Here is a 15,478-nt window from a genome sequence, read left to right as displayed (position 1 = left end):
GCTTCAGCCTGCTGAATAAAAAATCCCGCCTCGTGCGGGATTTTTTTTGCCTGGCGGTTGATCCGTCTCTGTAGTGAGGGGGCTTGCCCCCGATAGGGTGTGTCAGGCACCCCATTAGTGCCTGATGCACCGTATCGGGGGCAAGCCCCCTCGCTACAGGTTAGCGTGGATATTGGCGGTGCAACGCCTCCAGCCGCTCATCCTTGTCGAGCCACAGCTGATTGATCCACTGCTGAAACGCCTGGCGATACTGCATATCCTGGTCGTAGCTCTTGCCAATGAACTCGGTCGGAATCGCCACCTCTTCGAACTGCGCCACGATCTGCGGCACCTTCCCACACAACATGTCCCAGAACCCCGGCCTGCCCTGCGGGTAGTGAATGGTCACATTGACCAGCGACTGCAACTGCTCGCCCATGGCGTCGAGCACAAAGGCGATACCGCCAGCCTTGGGCTTGAGCAGGTAGCGAAACGGCGACTGCTGGTGGGCATGCTTGGCCTCGGTAAAGCGCGTACCTTCGACGAAATTGAAGATGCCGGTGGCCTGATGGCGAAACTTCGCGCAGGTGCGGCGGGTGGTCTGCAGGTCCTTGCCCTTCTTTTCCGGGTGTTTCTCGAGATACGCCTTGGTGTAGCGCTTCATGAACGGAAACCCCAGCGCCCACATCGCCAGACCGATGACAGGCACCCAGATCAGCTCCTGCTTGAGGAAGAATTTCAAAGGCTGCACCCGCCGGTTGAGCTGGTATTGCAGGACCATGATGTCGACCCAACTCTGGTGGTTGCTGGTGACCAGGTAAGAATGGCTGTAATCGAGCCCCTGCAAGCCGCTGACATGCCACTGCACCGGGTCGACCCATATGCGATTGTTGTTGATCCAGCTTTCGTGAATGAAGCGCAGCAGGCGGTCGCACCCGTGCTGTACCGCCGGCACGCGCACGATGGCCTTGAACAGCGCCACCACGAACAGCGGCGTGCAGCAGAGAATGGTATTGAGCGCCAGAATCAGCGCGGCGACAGTGCCGCGCACCGGGCCGGGAAGAAATGCCAGCATAGAATCCTAAAGCTCCAAGACGCGGTTGGCCTGTATCGCGGTGAGGGCGATGGTGTAGACGATGTCGTCCACCTGAGCGCCCCGTGGCAGGTCGTTGACCGGCTTGCGCAGGCCTTGCAGCATCGGCCCGAGGCTGACGCAGTCGGCGCTGCGCTGCACCGCCTTGTGGGTGGTATTGCCGGTGTTGAGGTCCGGGAACACGAACACCGTGGCGCGCCCGGCCACGGGGCTGTCGGGCGCCAGTTGGTGGGCGACGTGCTCGTTGGCGGCGGCATCGTATTGCAGCGGGCCGTCGATCAGCAGTTCGCGCTGGGCTTCCTTGGCCAGCAAGGTCGCCTCGCGGACCTTCTCTACCTCTTCGCCGCTGGCCGAATGCCCGCTCGAATAACTGATCATGGCCACCCGCGCAGGGATGCCGAACGCCTGGGCGGAGTCGGCGCTTTGCAGGGCGATCTCGGCCAGTTCGCTGGCGCTAGGGTGGGGGTTCATCACGCAATCGCCGTACACCAGCACTTCTTCGGGAAACATCATGAAGAATACCGAGGACACCAGCGTGCAACCGGGTGCGGTCTTGATCAACTGCAGGGCCGGGCGAATGGTATTGGCCGTGGAGTGGATCAACCCGGACACCAGACCGTCGACTTCATCAAGTGCCAGCATCATGGTGCCGATCACCACCGGGTCCTCCAGCTGCTGCTCGGCCATTGGGGCGTTGAGGTTCTTGCTCTTGCGCAGTTCGACCATGGGCTCGACATAGCGCCCGCGGATCAGGTCCGGGTCGAGGATTTCCAGCCCTTCAGGCAGTTCGATGCCTTGGGCGCGCGCCACGGCGTGCACGTCCTGAGGCTTGGCGAGCAACACGCAACGGGCGATGCCGCGGGCCTGGCAGATGGCGGCGGCCTGCACGGTCATGGGCTCGGCGCCTTCGGGCAGGACGATGCGCTTGTTGGCCTGCTGCGCGCGCTGGATCAACTGATAGCGGAACACGGCCGGTGACAGGCGCATTTCCCGCGGCGTGCCGGAGCGCTGGTGCAGCCAGTTGGAGTCCAGATGGCTGGCGACGAAGTCGGTGATGATCTCCGCTCGCTCACGGTCGTCGATGGGGATTTCCTTGTTCAGCTGGTTGAGCTGGGTGGCGGTGTCGTACGAGCCGCTGCTCACCGACAACACCGGCAGGCCGCTCTGCAGGGCGCCGCGGCACAGCTCCATGATGCGCGGGTCGGGCAGCGAGTCGCTGGTCAGCAGGATCCCCGCCAGGGGCACGCCGTTGAGCCAGGCCAGGCTGGCCGCCAGGAGGATGTCGTCGCGATCCCCAGGCGTGACCACCAGCACGCCGGGCTTGAGCAGCGGCACGGTGTTGAGGACGGTGCGCGCACAGATGATGATCTTGGCCATGCGCCGCACTTCGAAATCACCGGCGTTGATCACCTGGGCGCCGAGCAGTTCGGCGACGTCGCGGGTGCGCGGGGCGTTGAGGTCGGCCTGGAAGGGAATGGCGCCGAGCACTCGGAATTCGCCGCTGCGCAACAGGGCGGAATGTTCCTTGAGGCGGGTGGTGAACACCTCGAGGGATTCATCAGTGCGCACCTTGTTGAGGATCACGCCTAGCACCTTCGGGTCCCTTGGGCCGCCGAACAGCTGCGCTTGCAATTCCACGCGGCCGGACAGCTCGGCCAGCACGTCGCCATCCGGCGCTGCCACCAGAATCACATCGGCATCGAGGCTCTTGGCCAGGTGTTGATTGACCCGGGCCGCGTAGCTGGCGCTGCGGGTGGGGACCATGCCTTCGACGATCAGCACGTCCTTGCCGATGGCGGCTTCCTGATAAAGGGTGATGATTTCTTCGAGCAGTTCATCGAGCTGGCCATCGCCCAGCATGCGCTCGACATGAGCCAGGCCCAGCGGTTTGGGCGGGCGCAGGCCGTGGGTGCGGGCGATGAGTTCGGTGGAGCGCTCGGGGCCGGTATCGCCAGGGTGAGGCTGGGCGATGGGCTTGAAGAAGCCCACTTTATGCCCAGCACGTTCCAGGCTGCGGACCAGTCCGAGACTGATGGAGGTCAGGCCTACGCCAAAATCGGTCGGCGCGAGAAAAAATGTTTGCATGCGATCATCTCGGGGTCAGCACTGCACAGGCGTCGGCGTATAGGTCGCCGATCGCGGGATCCGTCGCCAAGGGTATCGACAATGGACGGGGTTTTCGAGTGGCCCCGTCTGTCAGTGTTCCGTTCGCTTTCGGGCGGATGCTTGGTTACACTTGGTCGTTCTACATTCTTTCGTAAAGGTCTCGCCCATGCCGATTGCCGCTAACAAGGCTGTCTCTATCGACTATACCCTCACCAACGACGCTGGTGAGGTCATCGACAGCTCCGCCGGCGGCGCGCCGCTGGTCTACCTGCACGGTGCAGGTAATATCATTCCGGGTCTGGAAAAAGCTCTCGTTGGCAAGGATGTAGGTGACGAACTCACCGTTGCCATCGAGCCTGAGGATGCCTACGGCGAGTACTCGGCCGAACTGGTCAGCACCCTGAGCCGCAGCATGTTCGAAGGTGTCGACGAATTGGAAGTCGGTATGCAGTTCCACGCCTCGGCGCCCGATGGCCAGATGCAGATCGTGACCATCCGCGATCTGGACGGTGATGACGTCACCGTCGACGGCAACCACCCGTTGGCCGGTCAGCGCCTGAACTTTCAGGTCAAGATCGTCGACATTCGTGATGCCAGCCAGGAAGAAGTCGCTCACGGTCACGTGCACGGCGAAGGTGGTCATCACCACTGATTGAGCTGCTAAGCTCAAGGGTAGCCGCGAAGGCGCCCGTTCGAGTTCCGCGCCACCCTTGATACGGTGAGCCAAGGGCTTGGACGGGCGCCTTTTCAGTCTGTTAGTGTTGCTCGAAAGGACAGGCTCGCGGGCCGTGACGGGATTCGAACAGGGGATAACTCCATGAGTGCATTTCATGAACTCAAGCTCAAGGCGCTGGACGGCACTGAGCTGTCGCTGGCGCCACTGAAGGGCAAAGTGGTATTGGTAGTGAACGTGGCCTCCAAGTGCGGGCTCACGCCTCAGTACGCGGGGCTGGAGAGCCTTTACCTGAAGTACCGCGATCAAGGTTTCAGCATTCTGGGGTTGCCCTGCAATCAGTTCGCCGGCCAGGAGCCGGGTACCGAAGCCGATATCCAGGCATTCTGCTCGGTCAATTACGGGGTCACCTTTCCCCTGGGCAGCAAGCTGGAGGTCAACGGCCCCCAGCGCCATTCCCTGTATCGCCTGCTGGCGGGCGAGGGCGCCGAGTTCCCCGGCGATATCACCTGGAACTTCGAGAAATTTCTGGTGGGCAAGGACGGCCGCGTGCTGGCGCGTTTCTCGCCGCGGACAACGCCCGACGACCCAGCCATCATCACGGCAATCGAAAAAGCCCTGGCTTGAAACTCCCTGTAGCGAGGGGGCTTGCCCCCGATACAATATCCCCGTCAGAAATGCACTGACTGACACCCCTGATCGGGGGCAAGCCCCCTCGCTACATCAGGCTCGACCACGCTCCCGCACCCAGAACAAGGTCGCACCTGCCACCGCCGCTGGCATCATCAACACGTTGACCAGCGGTATCAGCAGCACCAGATACACAATCGCGCCGAAACTCAAACTCTGCCAGCGCTTGTGCCGCAGCCAGGCGAGCATGTCCTGCCAGCTCATCTTGTGGTTGTCCGCCGGGTAGTCGATGTACTGGATCGCCATCATCCACACCCCGAACAGCAGCCACAGCGGCGCGGCGATGATGTTGACCACAGGGATGAACGACAGGATCAACAGGCCGGCCGCGCGCGGCAGGTAATAGCCGAGCTTGCGCATTTCCCGGGAGAAGGTACGCGGGACCATTTCGACCAGTTCACCGAGGCTGAACGCCGGAAATTCATCCTTGCCGGTGACCACCACCTCGACCTTTTCCGCCAGAAAACCATTGAACGGCGCGGCAATGACGTTGGCCAGCATGGTGAAGGTGAAAAACACCATGAACGCCACCAGCACCACGAACAAGGGCCAGAGGATATAACTGAGGAAGTCGAGCCAGTGGGGCAGGCTGGGCATCAAGGCGTCGACCCACAGCCTGAATTCGTGCCCGGCAAAATAGATCAGGCCGACGAACAGGACCAGGTTGATCAGCAGCGGCATCAGCACGAACATTCGCAGGCCCGGACTCAGGACCAGTTTGAGGCCCTCGCGCAGATAGCCGGGGCCGGACAGTACAGGGAGAGGCATTCGAAACTCCGATGAAGACGCGACCTGTAGCGGGGGGGCTTGCCCCCGAAAATAATGCACCCGATGGATTAATGCGAATGATCCATTTTTCGGGGGCAAGCCCCCCCGCTACAGTTTATGGGTGTGGCGGTTTGCTCAGTTTGCCAATAAGCCAGAGCACATGGATAGCCCTTCGCTATGGATGGAATTGTGAAAGGGTATTTCACTAATGCCCTGCACCTCGTTAAGCTGTGCTCATCAACTTTCAAACCCTTCAGTCCATCAACTTTCGAGGCCACCGCCTCAAGGAGATAGCGTGAGCATTCTGGTCAACAAACAAGCCCCTGATTTCGACGCGCCGGCCGTGCTGGGTGATGGCACTATCGTCGACAGCTTCAAATTGTCTTCGCTCAAGGGCAAGTATGTCGTGCTGTTTTTCTGGCCACTGGACTTCACCTTCGTGTGCCCTTCGGAAATCATCGCCCACAACAACCGCATCGGCAAATTCCGCGAGCTGGGCGTCGAAGTGGTCGGTGTCTCCATCGATTCGCAGTTCACCCACTACGCCTGGCGCAGTACCCCGGTCGAGAAGGGCGGTATCGGCGCGGTCGAGTTCCCCATGGTCGCTGACGTCAAGCACGAGATCACCCGTGCCTACGGCATCGAGCACGAAGACGGCGTGGCCCTGCGCGCGTCCTTCCTGATCGACCAGCAAGGCGTGGTGCAGCACCAAGTGGTCAACAACCTGCCGCTGGGCCGTGAAGTGGACGAAATGGTCCGCCTGGTCGAGGCGCTGCAGTTCACCGAGCAGCACGGTGAAGTCTGCCCGGCCGGCTGGCGCCCGGGCCAGAAAGGTATGAAGGCCGACGCCAAGGGCGTTGCCGATTACCTGGCCGAGAACGCCTCCAGCCTGTAAGGCCGAGTTGTTGTGAACCCCCTGCGCCATGGCGCCCTCAAAGGCGCATGGCTACAGTTTTCAGGATCGGCGACCTAAAGCCTTCCCCAAGTGCTGCGTCGATCCTTTTTATTTTCCGCCGGTATCCGGCGATGCGACCCAGGCGATGCAACGGCCGGTCGAAAGGAGAGTGTCATGTCTGAAGTTCGTCATTCGCGGGTCATCATTCTCGGTTCCGGCCCTGCCGGTTACAGCGCTGCAGTCTACGCCGCGCGCGCCAACCTCAAACCGCTGCTGATCACCGGCATGCAGGCCGGCGGCCAGCTGACCACCACCACTGAAGTCGACAACTGGCCGGGCGATGTCCACGGCCTGACCGGCCCGGTGCTGATGGAGCGCATGAAGGAGCACGCCGAGCGTTTCGAGACTGAAATCGTCTTCGACCATATCAATTCCGTCGACCTCGCCGGCAAACCGTTCTCGTTGACGGGCGATAGCGGCACCTACACCTGCGACGCGCTGATCATCGCCACCGGTGCCAGCGCCCGCTACCTGGGCCTGCCGTCGGAAGAAACCTTCATGGGCAAAGGCGTCTCGGCCTGTGCGACCTGCGACGGCTTCTTCTATCGCAACAAGCCGGTCGCCGTGGTCGGTGGTGGCAACACTGCAGTGGAAGAGGCGCTGTACCTGGCCAACATCGCCAGCAAGGTGACCTTGGTCCACCGCCGCGAGACCTTCCGCGCCGAGAAGATCCTGATCGACAAGCTGCACGCCCGTGTGGCCGAGGGCAAGATCGAGCTCAAGCTCAACGAGACCCTGGACGAAGTACTGGGCGACAACATGGGCGTCACCGGTGCGCGCTTGAAGAACAACGACGGCAGCCTGAGCGAGCTGAAGGTCGACGGCGTGTTCATCGCCATTGGCCACACCCCGAACACCTCGCTGTTCGAAGGTCAGTTGGCCCTCAAGGACGGCTACATGGTGGTGGCCGGCGGTCGTGAAGGCAACGCCACGGCGACCAGCGTCGAAGGCGTATTCGCGGCCGGTGACGTGGCCGACCATGTGTACCGTCAGGCGATCACCTCGGCCGGTGCCGGCTGCATGGCCGCGCTGGATGTCGAGCGCTATCTGGACGGTTTGGCCAACGCTACGTTCACCTGATCCGGAATCGGCGTCGGGGCTGCCGGCCACTTCGCGAGCAAGCTTTGCTCCCACAGGTGTAGGCCTTTAGGAACGAGCTTCGCGAGCAAGCTTTGCTCCCACAGGTGTACGCTTGTGGGAGCAAGGCTTGCCCGCGAATGCGTCGGTACTGCTGGCAATTATCCCAAATAAAAAACCGGCCTCGAAAGCCGGTTTTTTCATGCCTGCAATGTTGCTCAGCCTTTGCGGCTCAGCGGCTGTCCGGCGAATTTCACCCCGGCCAGGCCGTGGGCGATCAAGTTGCGGATGTTGCCGTGGTCGCTGCCTTCGGGTGTGGCGACGACCGAGCGATAGTGCTCGCCGAAAGCCAGCAGTACTTCCTGATCGCTGAAGCCCTCGAGTACCGCCAGGCCGATGGTCTTGCACGAACCTTCGTTCTGGCCGGCGGAATTGTCGAGACTGCCGTTGCTGAACGCCTGAGGGGTGTAATCGTAATGCTCGGCGACGAACGCCAAGGTCTCGGCAAATTGGTTGCTACCGGTTTCGAGGCTGGCGCGAAAGGCGTTGATTTCGGTCATGGGCTTGGGCTCCTGGATAACGCATGGATATTTACGAAAGTATTCAATCGGTTAGCCATATTAACTTTTTTGCCGACGCCCATGAATGCTTATGACTGCGCCCGGCCTAGGGCGCTTGCACCTGCGTCTGCTGACGGCGGAACTGACCGGGCGGCAGACCGTGGGCATGACGGAACCGCCGAGAAAAATACGCCTCGTCGGCAAAGCCGCACAGCCTGGCGATTTCCCCGACCGGTTTGCTGCCGTTCAGCAATAGCTGACGGGCCAGATGCATGCGCCGTTCCAGCACCAGCTCGCTGAAGCTCTTGCCGATTTCCTTGCGCAGCCAGTGGGTCAGGTAGTTGGGGGAGAGGTAGGTCGCTGCGGCTACCTTTTTCAGATCCAGCTCGGGATCGGCGAGGTGCTCGCGCACGTACTCGGTCATGCGCCCCAGTGCGTCGCGGCGGCTCGCCTGCGCGGCGTTGCTGCCGGCCAGGCCCAGCAGTGGTTCGGCGTAGAGCTGGCAGACTTTGCCGATCAGTTGCAGCAGGCAGCCCTTGAGCCCTTCACGGGTGCCGAACTGGCGCGAGCTGTCGAGCCCGCGCATCCGCTCCAACAGAGCCATCACCTCGGCGAAATCGCTGTCGCCGAGGGTGAAGTCCAGTTGCTGCTGAAAGCGAAATGGTGACAGTTCCGGCGCCTGCTGAATCGACACGTCTTCGAGATCGAGTGGATCACAATGCAGATGAGGCAGCAGGAACTCCTGGGAGAAGTTCAGCACCACGCCTTCGCCGTCCAGCGGATGGGGGATGAAGTGCACGCGATGCGGCAGGATGAAAGCCAGGGTATTGCGCGGGAAGGGGCGTTCGATACCGCCGATGAGCTGCACGGTGTCGCCGCCCAGGTTGACCTGGATCTGAAAGTATTCGTGACGATGAGGCCCAGGCTCGGCGCTGCGTTCAAATTGCTCGCGGATATGAAAATCCGCCCGTTCGCTACGTTGCTGCATGCCGTAGGTCGGCACTCGAGAAGTCAATTGCATGGAAAGGCTTCCTTTCTTGTATGGCAACCATGTTAGGGGAAGCGGCGATGGCGTTCGAGTGCCTGAATCGGTTTTTTAAGCGAATTCAGCAAATTTAATTCATGGTTGTCCGATAACTTTTCGTGCTGGCGGACAGCCGGCTCAATCCAAGAATCGCTCGGCGCATAAAGTGGGAACTACCGCTCTATCTCGATAACTGCGCCCGATTATCCGGTGGGCAATACGCTTTTTTGCACTGATATTATTTTTGCACTTGGTAGTTCAGCCCCTCTTTTACAGCATGAAAGGATATAAGCGATCGATTGATTTAGCGTACTTGTACGATAACGTAGGGGCATGTTGTGGCGGTTTCTTCAAGCCAGCCCCAGCACTTGATACTCAATAAAAATAATGAGGAATATCATGTCGAGTCGTCCCGAAGGTCCCGTTCTGCGGGCTTCTGGCGCCAGCGTTCAAGCTGGTGCCGTGCCCCTTGTCCATGATCGCGAACACACCGCTGAAAGCCGCGCGACGGCCAGTACGCGCCTGCCCACACGCCGGCGCTGGGTCATGCTGTCGCTGCTGCTGATAGCGACCATCATCAACTATGTCGACCGGGTCAACATCTCCATCGCCGCGCCCTTCATGGCCAAGGACCTAGGGCTGGACAAGGTGCAGATGGGGCTGATTTTCTCGGCCTTCGCCTGGACCTATGCCTTTGCCCTGGTGCCGGCGGGTTTTATCGCCGACCGCTTCGGCTCGCGCGTGACCTACGGCGTCTCGCTGGTTTCCTGGTCGGCGGTCACCGTTTGCCAGGGGCTGGTCGGCGGCTTCGCCTCGTTGTTCGGCCTGCGTCTGGCCATCGGCGCCATGGAGGCGCCAGCCTTCCCGGCCAACAGTCGTGCGGTCACCGTGTGGTTCCCGGCGCGGGAACGCGGTCTGGCCAGCAGCATCTACGTGTGCGGGCAGTATCTGGGCACCGCGCTATTCACCGGCGCGCTGCTGTGGCTGGCGACTACCTACGATTGGCGCCATGTGTTCTACAGCACCGGCATCGTCGGCATCGTGTTCGGGATATTCTGGCTGTATGTCTACCGTGATCCACTGAGCTGCAAGAAAGTCAGCCCGCAAGAGCTCGCCTATATCGAAGAGGGCGGTGGCCTGGTCAAAAGCAGCCAGGAGCGCACGCGCTTCAACTGGCGGCAGATCACCGAACTGTTCCGCTATCGCCAGGTATGGGCGATCTGCATCGGCAAGTTCGCCAATACCTCGGTGCTGTATTTCTTCCTGACGTGGTTCCCGACCTACCTGATCGAAGAGCGCCACTTGACCATGGTCAAGGTGGGCATTTTCGCGATCCTGCCGTTTATCGGCGCCACGGTCGGCATCCTGCTGGCGGGTATCGTGTCCGATCTGCTGATCCGCCGCGGCGTCAGTCTGTCGTTCGCCCGCAAGCTGCCGCTGGTAGTGGGCTCGGCGCTGGGCATGTCGATCGTGCTGGTCAACTTCACCGACTCCAACGTGCTGTGCATTGCGGTGCTGAGCGTAGCGTTCTTCGCCCAGGGTATCGCTTCGGCCTCCTGGGCGGCCGTCTCGGAGGTGGCACCCAAGGAGCTGATCGGGCTTACCGGTGGTATCACCAGCCTGGCGGCGAATATCGGCGGCATCGTCACGCCCATCGTCATCGGCTGGATCCTGCATGAAACCGGCAATTTCTCGGCGGCGTTCTGGTTCATCGGTGGGGTCGCCATGATCGGTTGCCTGTCCTATTCGCTGCTGCTCGGCCGCTTGCACCGCATCGTCCTGCAGGCGCGCTGATGCGCCTTGGCGAAGAACTTGGATAAGTCCAGTTTCCTCACCGCATCGTCCAACTTTGCCGCGGTGGCATGTCTTAGGCTGTCACCAGCAGCGCAAACGAGCCAAGGAATGATAATGAACGACTATGTGATTGCTCCCCCAGCCGTGAGCAGCTTGCCGGTGGCCGGCAGCACTCAGCGCTTCCCCGTGGCGCGGGTGTTCTGCCTGGGCCGCAACTATCAGTGGGGCGACGCCGTGGCTGCGCCGCGCACCTTCCCGCTGTTTTTCATGAAGCCGGCCAGTGCCGTGGTCGAGGCGCAAGCGCGGGTGGACTTTCCGGTGCAGACCGACGAGTTCTGTCCCGAAATCGAACTGGTCGTGGCGATCGGCACCGGCGGTGAGGATATCCCCGAGGATCGCGCCCTGGAGCATGTCTGGGGCTACGCCGCCGGGCTGGACATGACCCGCCGTGATCTGCAGATGGCCGCCAAGGCCGCCGGCCAGCCATGGGAAGCCGCCAAGGCCTTCGATGCCTCGGCGCCAGTCACCGCCATCGTGCCCAGCGCGCGTATCGGTCATCCGCGGCAAGGGGCGCTGTGGCTCGAGGTCAATGGCGTCGAGCGTCAGCGCTCCGATCTTGAAGCGCAGATCTGGTCCGTCGCCGAGGTGGTCAGCCAGCTGTCGCGCTCGCTGCGTCTGCAGGCCGGCGACTTGATCATGACCGGCACACCCCCGGGCGTAGAGCCCTTGCAGCCGGGCGATCTGGTCGCCGCCGGCATCGAGGGTATCGCCCAATTGCAAGTGCGCGTAGGCCCACGGCCCATCCGCTGAACCGAGACCATTTTCAAGCCAAGGAGTCATCACAATGTCCAATAACACTGATTCTTCCGCAAAAATCGCGTTGGTCACCGGTGCCGGCAGCGGCGTTGGCCGCGCTGTCACCCTTGCCTTGATGGCCGACGGCTATCGCCTGGCGTTGGCCGGGCGCCGCCCTGAACCGCTGCACACACTGGTCGAGGAGATCCGCGCCCAAGGCGGCGAAGCCATTGCCATCCCCACCGATGTCCGCGATCCAGCCAGTGTCGATGCCTTGTTCGCCGCCGTCGAGGAGGTCTATGGCCGCCTGGATGTGATCTTCAACAACGCCGGCATCAACGCGCCGGCGGTGCCGATGGACGAACTGCCAGTGCAGAACTGGCTGGACGTCATCAACACCAACGTCACCGGTGTGTACCTGTGCAGCCGCGGGGCGTTCGAACTCATGCGCCGCCAGCAGCCACAGGGTGGGCGCATCATCAACAACGGTTCGATCTCGGCCCACACGCCGCGCCCCTTCACCGCGCCGTACACGGCCAGCAAGCACGCCGTGCTGGGGCTGACCAAGAGCCTGGCGCTGGACGGGCGCGAGTTCAACATCGCCTGCAGCCAGATCGACATCGGCAATGCCCTGACCGAGCTCTCCCAGCGCATGACCAAGGGTGTGCGCCAGGCCAACGGCACCATGGCCACCGAACCGATGTGCGATGTCGAGCACATCGCCGGCGCCGTGCGCTACATGGCCTCGCTGCCGCTGTCGGCCAACGTGCTGAACATGACGGTGATGGCCACCAACATGCCCTTCGTGGGTCGCGGCTGATCCCTTTTCGCCTGGAGATTTCGTTCATGAAGCCTGAAGTGCTGCAACTCAGCCCGATCCTCATCCCCCATGTGCGTGAGCAGCTGGAAGCCCTATACCACGTGCATCCCTATTACCTGCAAAGCGACAAGGCGGCTTACCTGCGTGAAGTGGGGGCCAACGTGCGCGGGGTGGTCACGGGCGGCCATACCGGTATCACCCGGGAAGTGATGGCGCAGTTGCCGCGGCTGGAAGTGGTCGCGGTCAATGGCGTCGGTACCGACGCGGTGGATCTGGCCTATGCGCGCGACCGTGGCATTCATGTCACCGCTACCCTCGGCGCTTTGACCGAAGATGTCGCCGACCTCGCCATGGGCTTGCTGATCGGCGTATGCCGGGGCCTGTGCACCAGCGACCGCTATGTGCGCAGCGGTCAGTGGGCAACTACGGCCACGCCACTGGCGCCTTTGCCCCTGGCTCGCCAGGTCAGCGGCCTGCGCGTGGGCATCGTCGGCATGGGCCGGGTAGGGCGTGCGGTGGCCACGCGCGCCGCGGCGTTCGGTTGCCCGATCAGCTACACCGACCTGCGGGCCATGGATGACGTGCCCCACACCTTCGTGCCCGACTTGCTCGAGCTGGCGCGGGGCAGCGATGCGCTCATCGTTGCAGCCGCCGCCGACAAGGCCGAGGGCCTGATCGATGCGGCGGTGCTGGCAGCGTTGGGCGCCGAAGGCTATCTGATCAACGTCGCCCGTGGGCGGCTGGTCAACGAACCTGACCTGCTGGCGGCCTTGCAGACCGGTACCATCGCTGGCGCGGGTCTGGACGTGTTCGTCGATGAGCCGCGGGTGCCCGAGAGCCTGTTCGCCCGTGAAAACGTGGTGTTGCAACCGCACCGTGCCAGCGCGACCGTGCAGACGCGCACGCGCATGGGCGAAATGGTCCTGGCGAGTCTGGCCGATGCATTGGCCGGGAAGGTCCCGGCCAACAGTGTGACGGCTTGATCCGTTACGCCTCGGGTTTGCCTTTGGCGAACGCGGCGGCCTGCTCGGCACTGGCTTCTTTCTGATAAAGGCCTTTCCACTCGTTGTACGGCATGCCGTAAACCACCTCGCGGGCGTCATCGAGGCTGACCCCGATGGCACGCTCGTCGGCGGCGGCCTTGTACCATTTGGACAGGCAGTTGCGGCAGAAACCCGAGAGGTTCATCAGGTCGATGTTCTGTACATCGGTGCGCTTGCCCAGATGTTCGACCAGTCGGCGGAAAGCGGCGGCTTCGAGTTCCAGGCGTTGTTGATCGTTCATGCTAGCTACTCGGGGTGCAGCGACGCGGGCGGCGCTGAAGTGAATGGAAGGCGCGATGATAAGAGTCGCGGGCCGGGGCAGCAATGCCCCGACACCGATCAGCGCCGGGCGGCTAGGGTGATCGACACCGACTCGGCAAAACGTAGGGCGTGGGGCTTGTCCACCTCGACCTCGGCGTAATGCACGGCTTCGTGCTGCATCACCAGGTCGAGCAACTCCTGGGTCAGGCGTTCGAGCAGGGCGAAGCGATTGCCTTCGACGTGCTGGATCACCGCCTTGGTGATGGTGCGGTAGTTGAGGGCATGATCGATATCGTTATCGCGCACGGCCTCCTGGGCCGCATAGAGGATGGTGAGGTTGATCAGCACATCCTGCTTGTTGACGATCTCGTCTTCGTTGATGCCGATAAACGTGCGCAAGCGCAGGTCCTTGACCCGAATGCGTGCGGTGCCTGGCTCCAGTGGTGACATCTAGTCGTTACTCCGTCGAATCAATTGCAGAAATTCCTGGCGCGTGGTGCTCGAGTCGCGAAACGCGCCGAGCATCACCGAGGTGTTCATCAGCGAGTTCTGTTTCTCCACGCCGCGCATCATCATGCACATGTGCTTGGCCTCGATCACCACCGCCACGCCGGACGCCGCGGTAATGCCTTGTACCGCCTCGGCGATCTCGCGGGTAAGGTTCTCCTGAATCTGCAGGCGCCGGGCGAACATGTCGACGATGCGGGCGATTTTCGACAACCCCAGTACTTTACCCGTGGGGATGTACGCCACGTGCGCCTTGCCGATAAAGGGCAGCAGGTGATGTTCGCACAACGAGTAGAGCTCGATGTCCTTGACGATGACCATCTCGTCGTTGTCGGAGGCGAACAGGGCGCCGTTGACTATCTCTTCGACCGTCTGGCCGTAGCCGTGACACAGGTACTGCATGGCCTTGGCAGCGCGCTTGGGGGTATCGAGCAGGCCTTCGCGGTCCGGGTCTTCACCCAGCTCCTTGAGGATTTCACGGTAGTGATGCGGCAGAGTGGAAGTCATTGCAGGGTCATCCTCGCGGGCGCTTTATTTCAGATGGCGGCCGCCGTTGACGGGCAGAGTGGTTCCGGTGACGTACGGGTTGTCGAGCAGATAGCGCAGGCTCTGGTAGATCACCTCGGCGCCGGGCTCGATGCCCAGGGCCGATTTGGCGAGAGCCTTGGCGCGATACGCCGCATCGTCATCGGCATTGAACTGGATCAGTGCGGGGGCGATACCGTTGACCTTGATTGCCGGCGCGTAGCGGGCGGCGAACGACAGGGTGAGGCTGTCGAGGCCGGCTTTGCTGGCGCAGTAGCCTATGTGGTTGGCGCTGCCCTTGCGGGTGACATCGTCACTGATATGGATGATGTCGGCCGGGCCGCCGTTTTGCAGCAGCTCGGCGCAGTGCAGGTTGATCAGGTAGGGCGCGCGCAGATGCACGTTAAGCATGCGCTGTAGCGCGTCCTCGGCGTCGTCGCTCAGCCAGAGCGATGCATTGTGGACAATGGCGCGCAGCGTCGGGGTAGTGGCCTTGAGCGCTTCTATGAAGGCGTCGATGCCGGCCTCGGTAGCAAAGTCGGCAAACAGTGTCTGCGCGCCAGCGGCCTGCAACTGCTGCACGCCCGGACGTTCGCTGCGGTAGGTAGCGATCACCGGCTGCCCCTGTTCCAGCAGGCGCAGGGCGCAATGCAGACCGATGCGCTGGCTGGCGCCGGTGATCAGAATAGGGGCGGGGGCAGGCATGTCGGGCTCGTGGTTCGCGAAGATGGCCGGGGCATCCATGGGCTGGATAACACGGGGTTTCCAGCAAAGTTATACCACTGGCCAATCTTGTACAACCTTGCCC

At 62.1% G+C, this 15,478-nt stretch carries 17 protein-coding genes; 8 read left to right on the top strand and 9 right to left on the bottom strand.

The window, feature by feature from the left end:
* Nucleotides 1-160: 160 nt before the first annotated feature.
* Both yihG and pta read right to left on the bottom strand, forming a co-directional pair.
* The gene (yihG, locus tag AC3WJP_RS14245) at nt 161-1,054 is read right to left on the bottom strand and encodes a 1-acylglycerol-3-phosphate O-acyltransferase, YihG family (protein ID WP_493723652.1); all 894 of its coding nucleotides are present in this window, start codon (nt 1,052-1,054) and stop codon (nt 161-163) included.
* Between the two features lie 6 nt (nt 1,055-1,060).
* Nucleotides 1,061-3,157, bottom strand: coding sequence for a phosphate acetyltransferase (pta, locus tag AC3WJP_RS14240; protein WP_493723653.1), 2,097 nt, complete (start codon nt 3,155-3,157; stop codon nt 1,061-1,063).
* A 187-nt stretch (nt 3,158-3,344) separates the two neighbouring features.
* Between pta and AC3WJP_RS14235 the strand changes: the two genes are divergently transcribed.
* Together AC3WJP_RS14235 and AC3WJP_RS14230 are read left to right on the top strand one after the other, a co-directional pair.
* Entirely contained in the window at nt 3,345-3,830 is a 486-nt protein-coding gene (locus tag AC3WJP_RS14235; RefSeq protein ID WP_493723654.1) for an FKBP-type peptidyl-prolyl cis-trans isomerase, read from the top strand.
* Nucleotides 3,831-3,995: 165 nt separating this feature from the next.
* Nucleotides 3,996-4,478 (top strand): glutathione peroxidase, encoded by a 483-nt coding sequence (locus AC3WJP_RS14230; protein WP_493723655.1) that lies wholly within the window; start codon nt 3,996-3,998, stop codon nt 4,476-4,478.
* A 96-nt stretch (nt 4,479-4,574) separates the two neighbouring features.
* On the opposite strand, the gene cysZ is transcribed toward AC3WJP_RS14230, so the two are convergent.
* Complete coding sequence (gene cysZ, locus AC3WJP_RS14225) at nt 4,575-5,309, bottom strand: sulfate transporter CysZ (RefSeq protein WP_493723656.1); 735 nt, start codon at nt 5,307-5,309, stop codon at nt 4,575-4,577.
* 295 nt (nt 5,310-5,604) lie between these two features.
* Between cysZ and AC3WJP_RS14220 the strand changes: the two genes are divergently transcribed.
* Nucleotides 5,605-6,204, top strand: coding sequence for a peroxiredoxin (locus AC3WJP_RS14220; protein ID WP_493723657.1), 600 nt, complete (start codon nt 5,605-5,607; stop codon nt 6,202-6,204).
* A gap of 174 nt (nt 6,205-6,378) precedes the next feature.
* The gene (gene trxB / locus AC3WJP_RS14215; RefSeq protein ID WP_493723658.1) at nt 6,379-7,344 is read left to right on the top strand and encodes a thioredoxin-disulfide reductase; all 966 of its coding nucleotides are present in this window, start codon (nt 6,379-6,381) and stop codon (nt 7,342-7,344) included.
* Nucleotides 7,345-7,559: 215 nt separating this feature from the next.
* On the opposite strand, the gene AC3WJP_RS14210 is transcribed toward trxB, so the two are convergent.
* Both AC3WJP_RS14210 and AC3WJP_RS14205 read right to left on the bottom strand, forming a co-directional pair.
* Nucleotides 7,560-7,901 carry a HopJ type III effector protein gene (locus tag AC3WJP_RS14210; RefSeq protein WP_493723659.1) on the bottom strand — a complete coding sequence of 114 codons (342 nt, stop codon included), beginning with the start codon at nt 7,899-7,901 and terminating at the stop codon, nt 7,560-7,562.
* Between the two features lie 106 nt (nt 7,902-8,007).
* Nucleotides 8,008-8,922 (bottom strand): helix-turn-helix transcriptional regulator, encoded by a 915-nt coding sequence (locus tag AC3WJP_RS14205; protein WP_493723660.1) that lies wholly within the window; start codon nt 8,920-8,922, stop codon nt 8,008-8,010.
* 549 nt (nt 8,923-9,471) lie between these two features.
* Here AC3WJP_RS14205 and AC3WJP_RS14200 point away from each other — a divergent pair.
* The 4 genes from AC3WJP_RS14200 (at nt 9,472) to AC3WJP_RS14185 (ending at nt 13,317) form a co-directional block, all read left to right on the top strand.
* Nucleotides 9,472-10,719 carry an MFS transporter gene (locus tag AC3WJP_RS14200; RefSeq protein ID WP_493723699.1) on the top strand — a complete coding sequence of 416 codons (1,248 nt, stop codon included), beginning with the start codon at nt 9,472-9,474 and terminating at the stop codon, nt 10,717-10,719.
* Between the two features lie 108 nt (nt 10,720-10,827).
* Nucleotides 10,828-11,529, top strand: a complete 702-nt coding sequence (locus AC3WJP_RS14195) for a fumarylacetoacetate hydrolase family protein (protein WP_493723661.1) — start codon at nt 10,828-10,830, stop codon at nt 11,527-11,529.
* 34 nt (nt 11,530-11,563) lie between these two features.
* Nucleotides 11,564-12,334, top strand: coding sequence for an SDR family oxidoreductase (locus AC3WJP_RS14190; protein ID WP_493723662.1), 771 nt, complete (start codon nt 11,564-11,566; stop codon nt 12,332-12,334).
* A gap of 26 nt (nt 12,335-12,360) precedes the next feature.
* The gene (locus tag AC3WJP_RS14185; RefSeq protein WP_493723663.1) at nt 12,361-13,317 is read left to right on the top strand and encodes a 2-hydroxyacid dehydrogenase; all 957 of its coding nucleotides are present in this window, start codon (nt 12,361-12,363) and stop codon (nt 13,315-13,317) included.
* Nucleotides 13,318-13,321: 4 nt separating this feature from the next.
* Here AC3WJP_RS14185 and AC3WJP_RS14180 read toward each other — a convergent pair whose 3' ends face one another.
* The 4 genes from AC3WJP_RS14180 to folM form a co-directional block, all read right to left on the bottom strand.
* Complete coding sequence (locus AC3WJP_RS14180) at nt 13,322-13,618, bottom strand: DUF1244 domain-containing protein (protein WP_493723664.1); 297 nt, start codon at nt 13,616-13,618, stop codon at nt 13,322-13,324.
* A gap of 98 nt (nt 13,619-13,716) precedes the next feature.
* A complete protein-coding gene (gene folX / locus AC3WJP_RS14175) occupies nt 13,717-14,088 on the bottom strand; it encodes a dihydroneopterin triphosphate 2'-epimerase (protein ID WP_493723665.1) in 372 nt (123 codons plus the stop codon).
* Nucleotides 14,089-14,652 (bottom strand): GTP cyclohydrolase I FolE, encoded by a 564-nt coding sequence (folE, locus tag AC3WJP_RS14170; protein ID WP_493723666.1) that lies wholly within the window; start codon nt 14,650-14,652, stop codon nt 14,089-14,091.
* 24 nt (nt 14,653-14,676) lie between these two features.
* Nucleotides 14,677-15,375, bottom strand: a complete 699-nt coding sequence (folM, locus tag AC3WJP_RS14165; protein WP_493723667.1) for a dihydromonapterin reductase — start codon at nt 15,373-15,375, stop codon at nt 14,677-14,679.
* Between the last annotated feature and the right edge of the window lie 103 nt (nt 15,376-15,478).

This window comes from Pseudomonas sp. GW821-FHT01A09 (assembly GCF_058986725.1).
The sequence above is the reverse complement of the archived record's forward strand: the minus strand, read 5'-3'. Positions and strand labels throughout refer to the sequence as shown.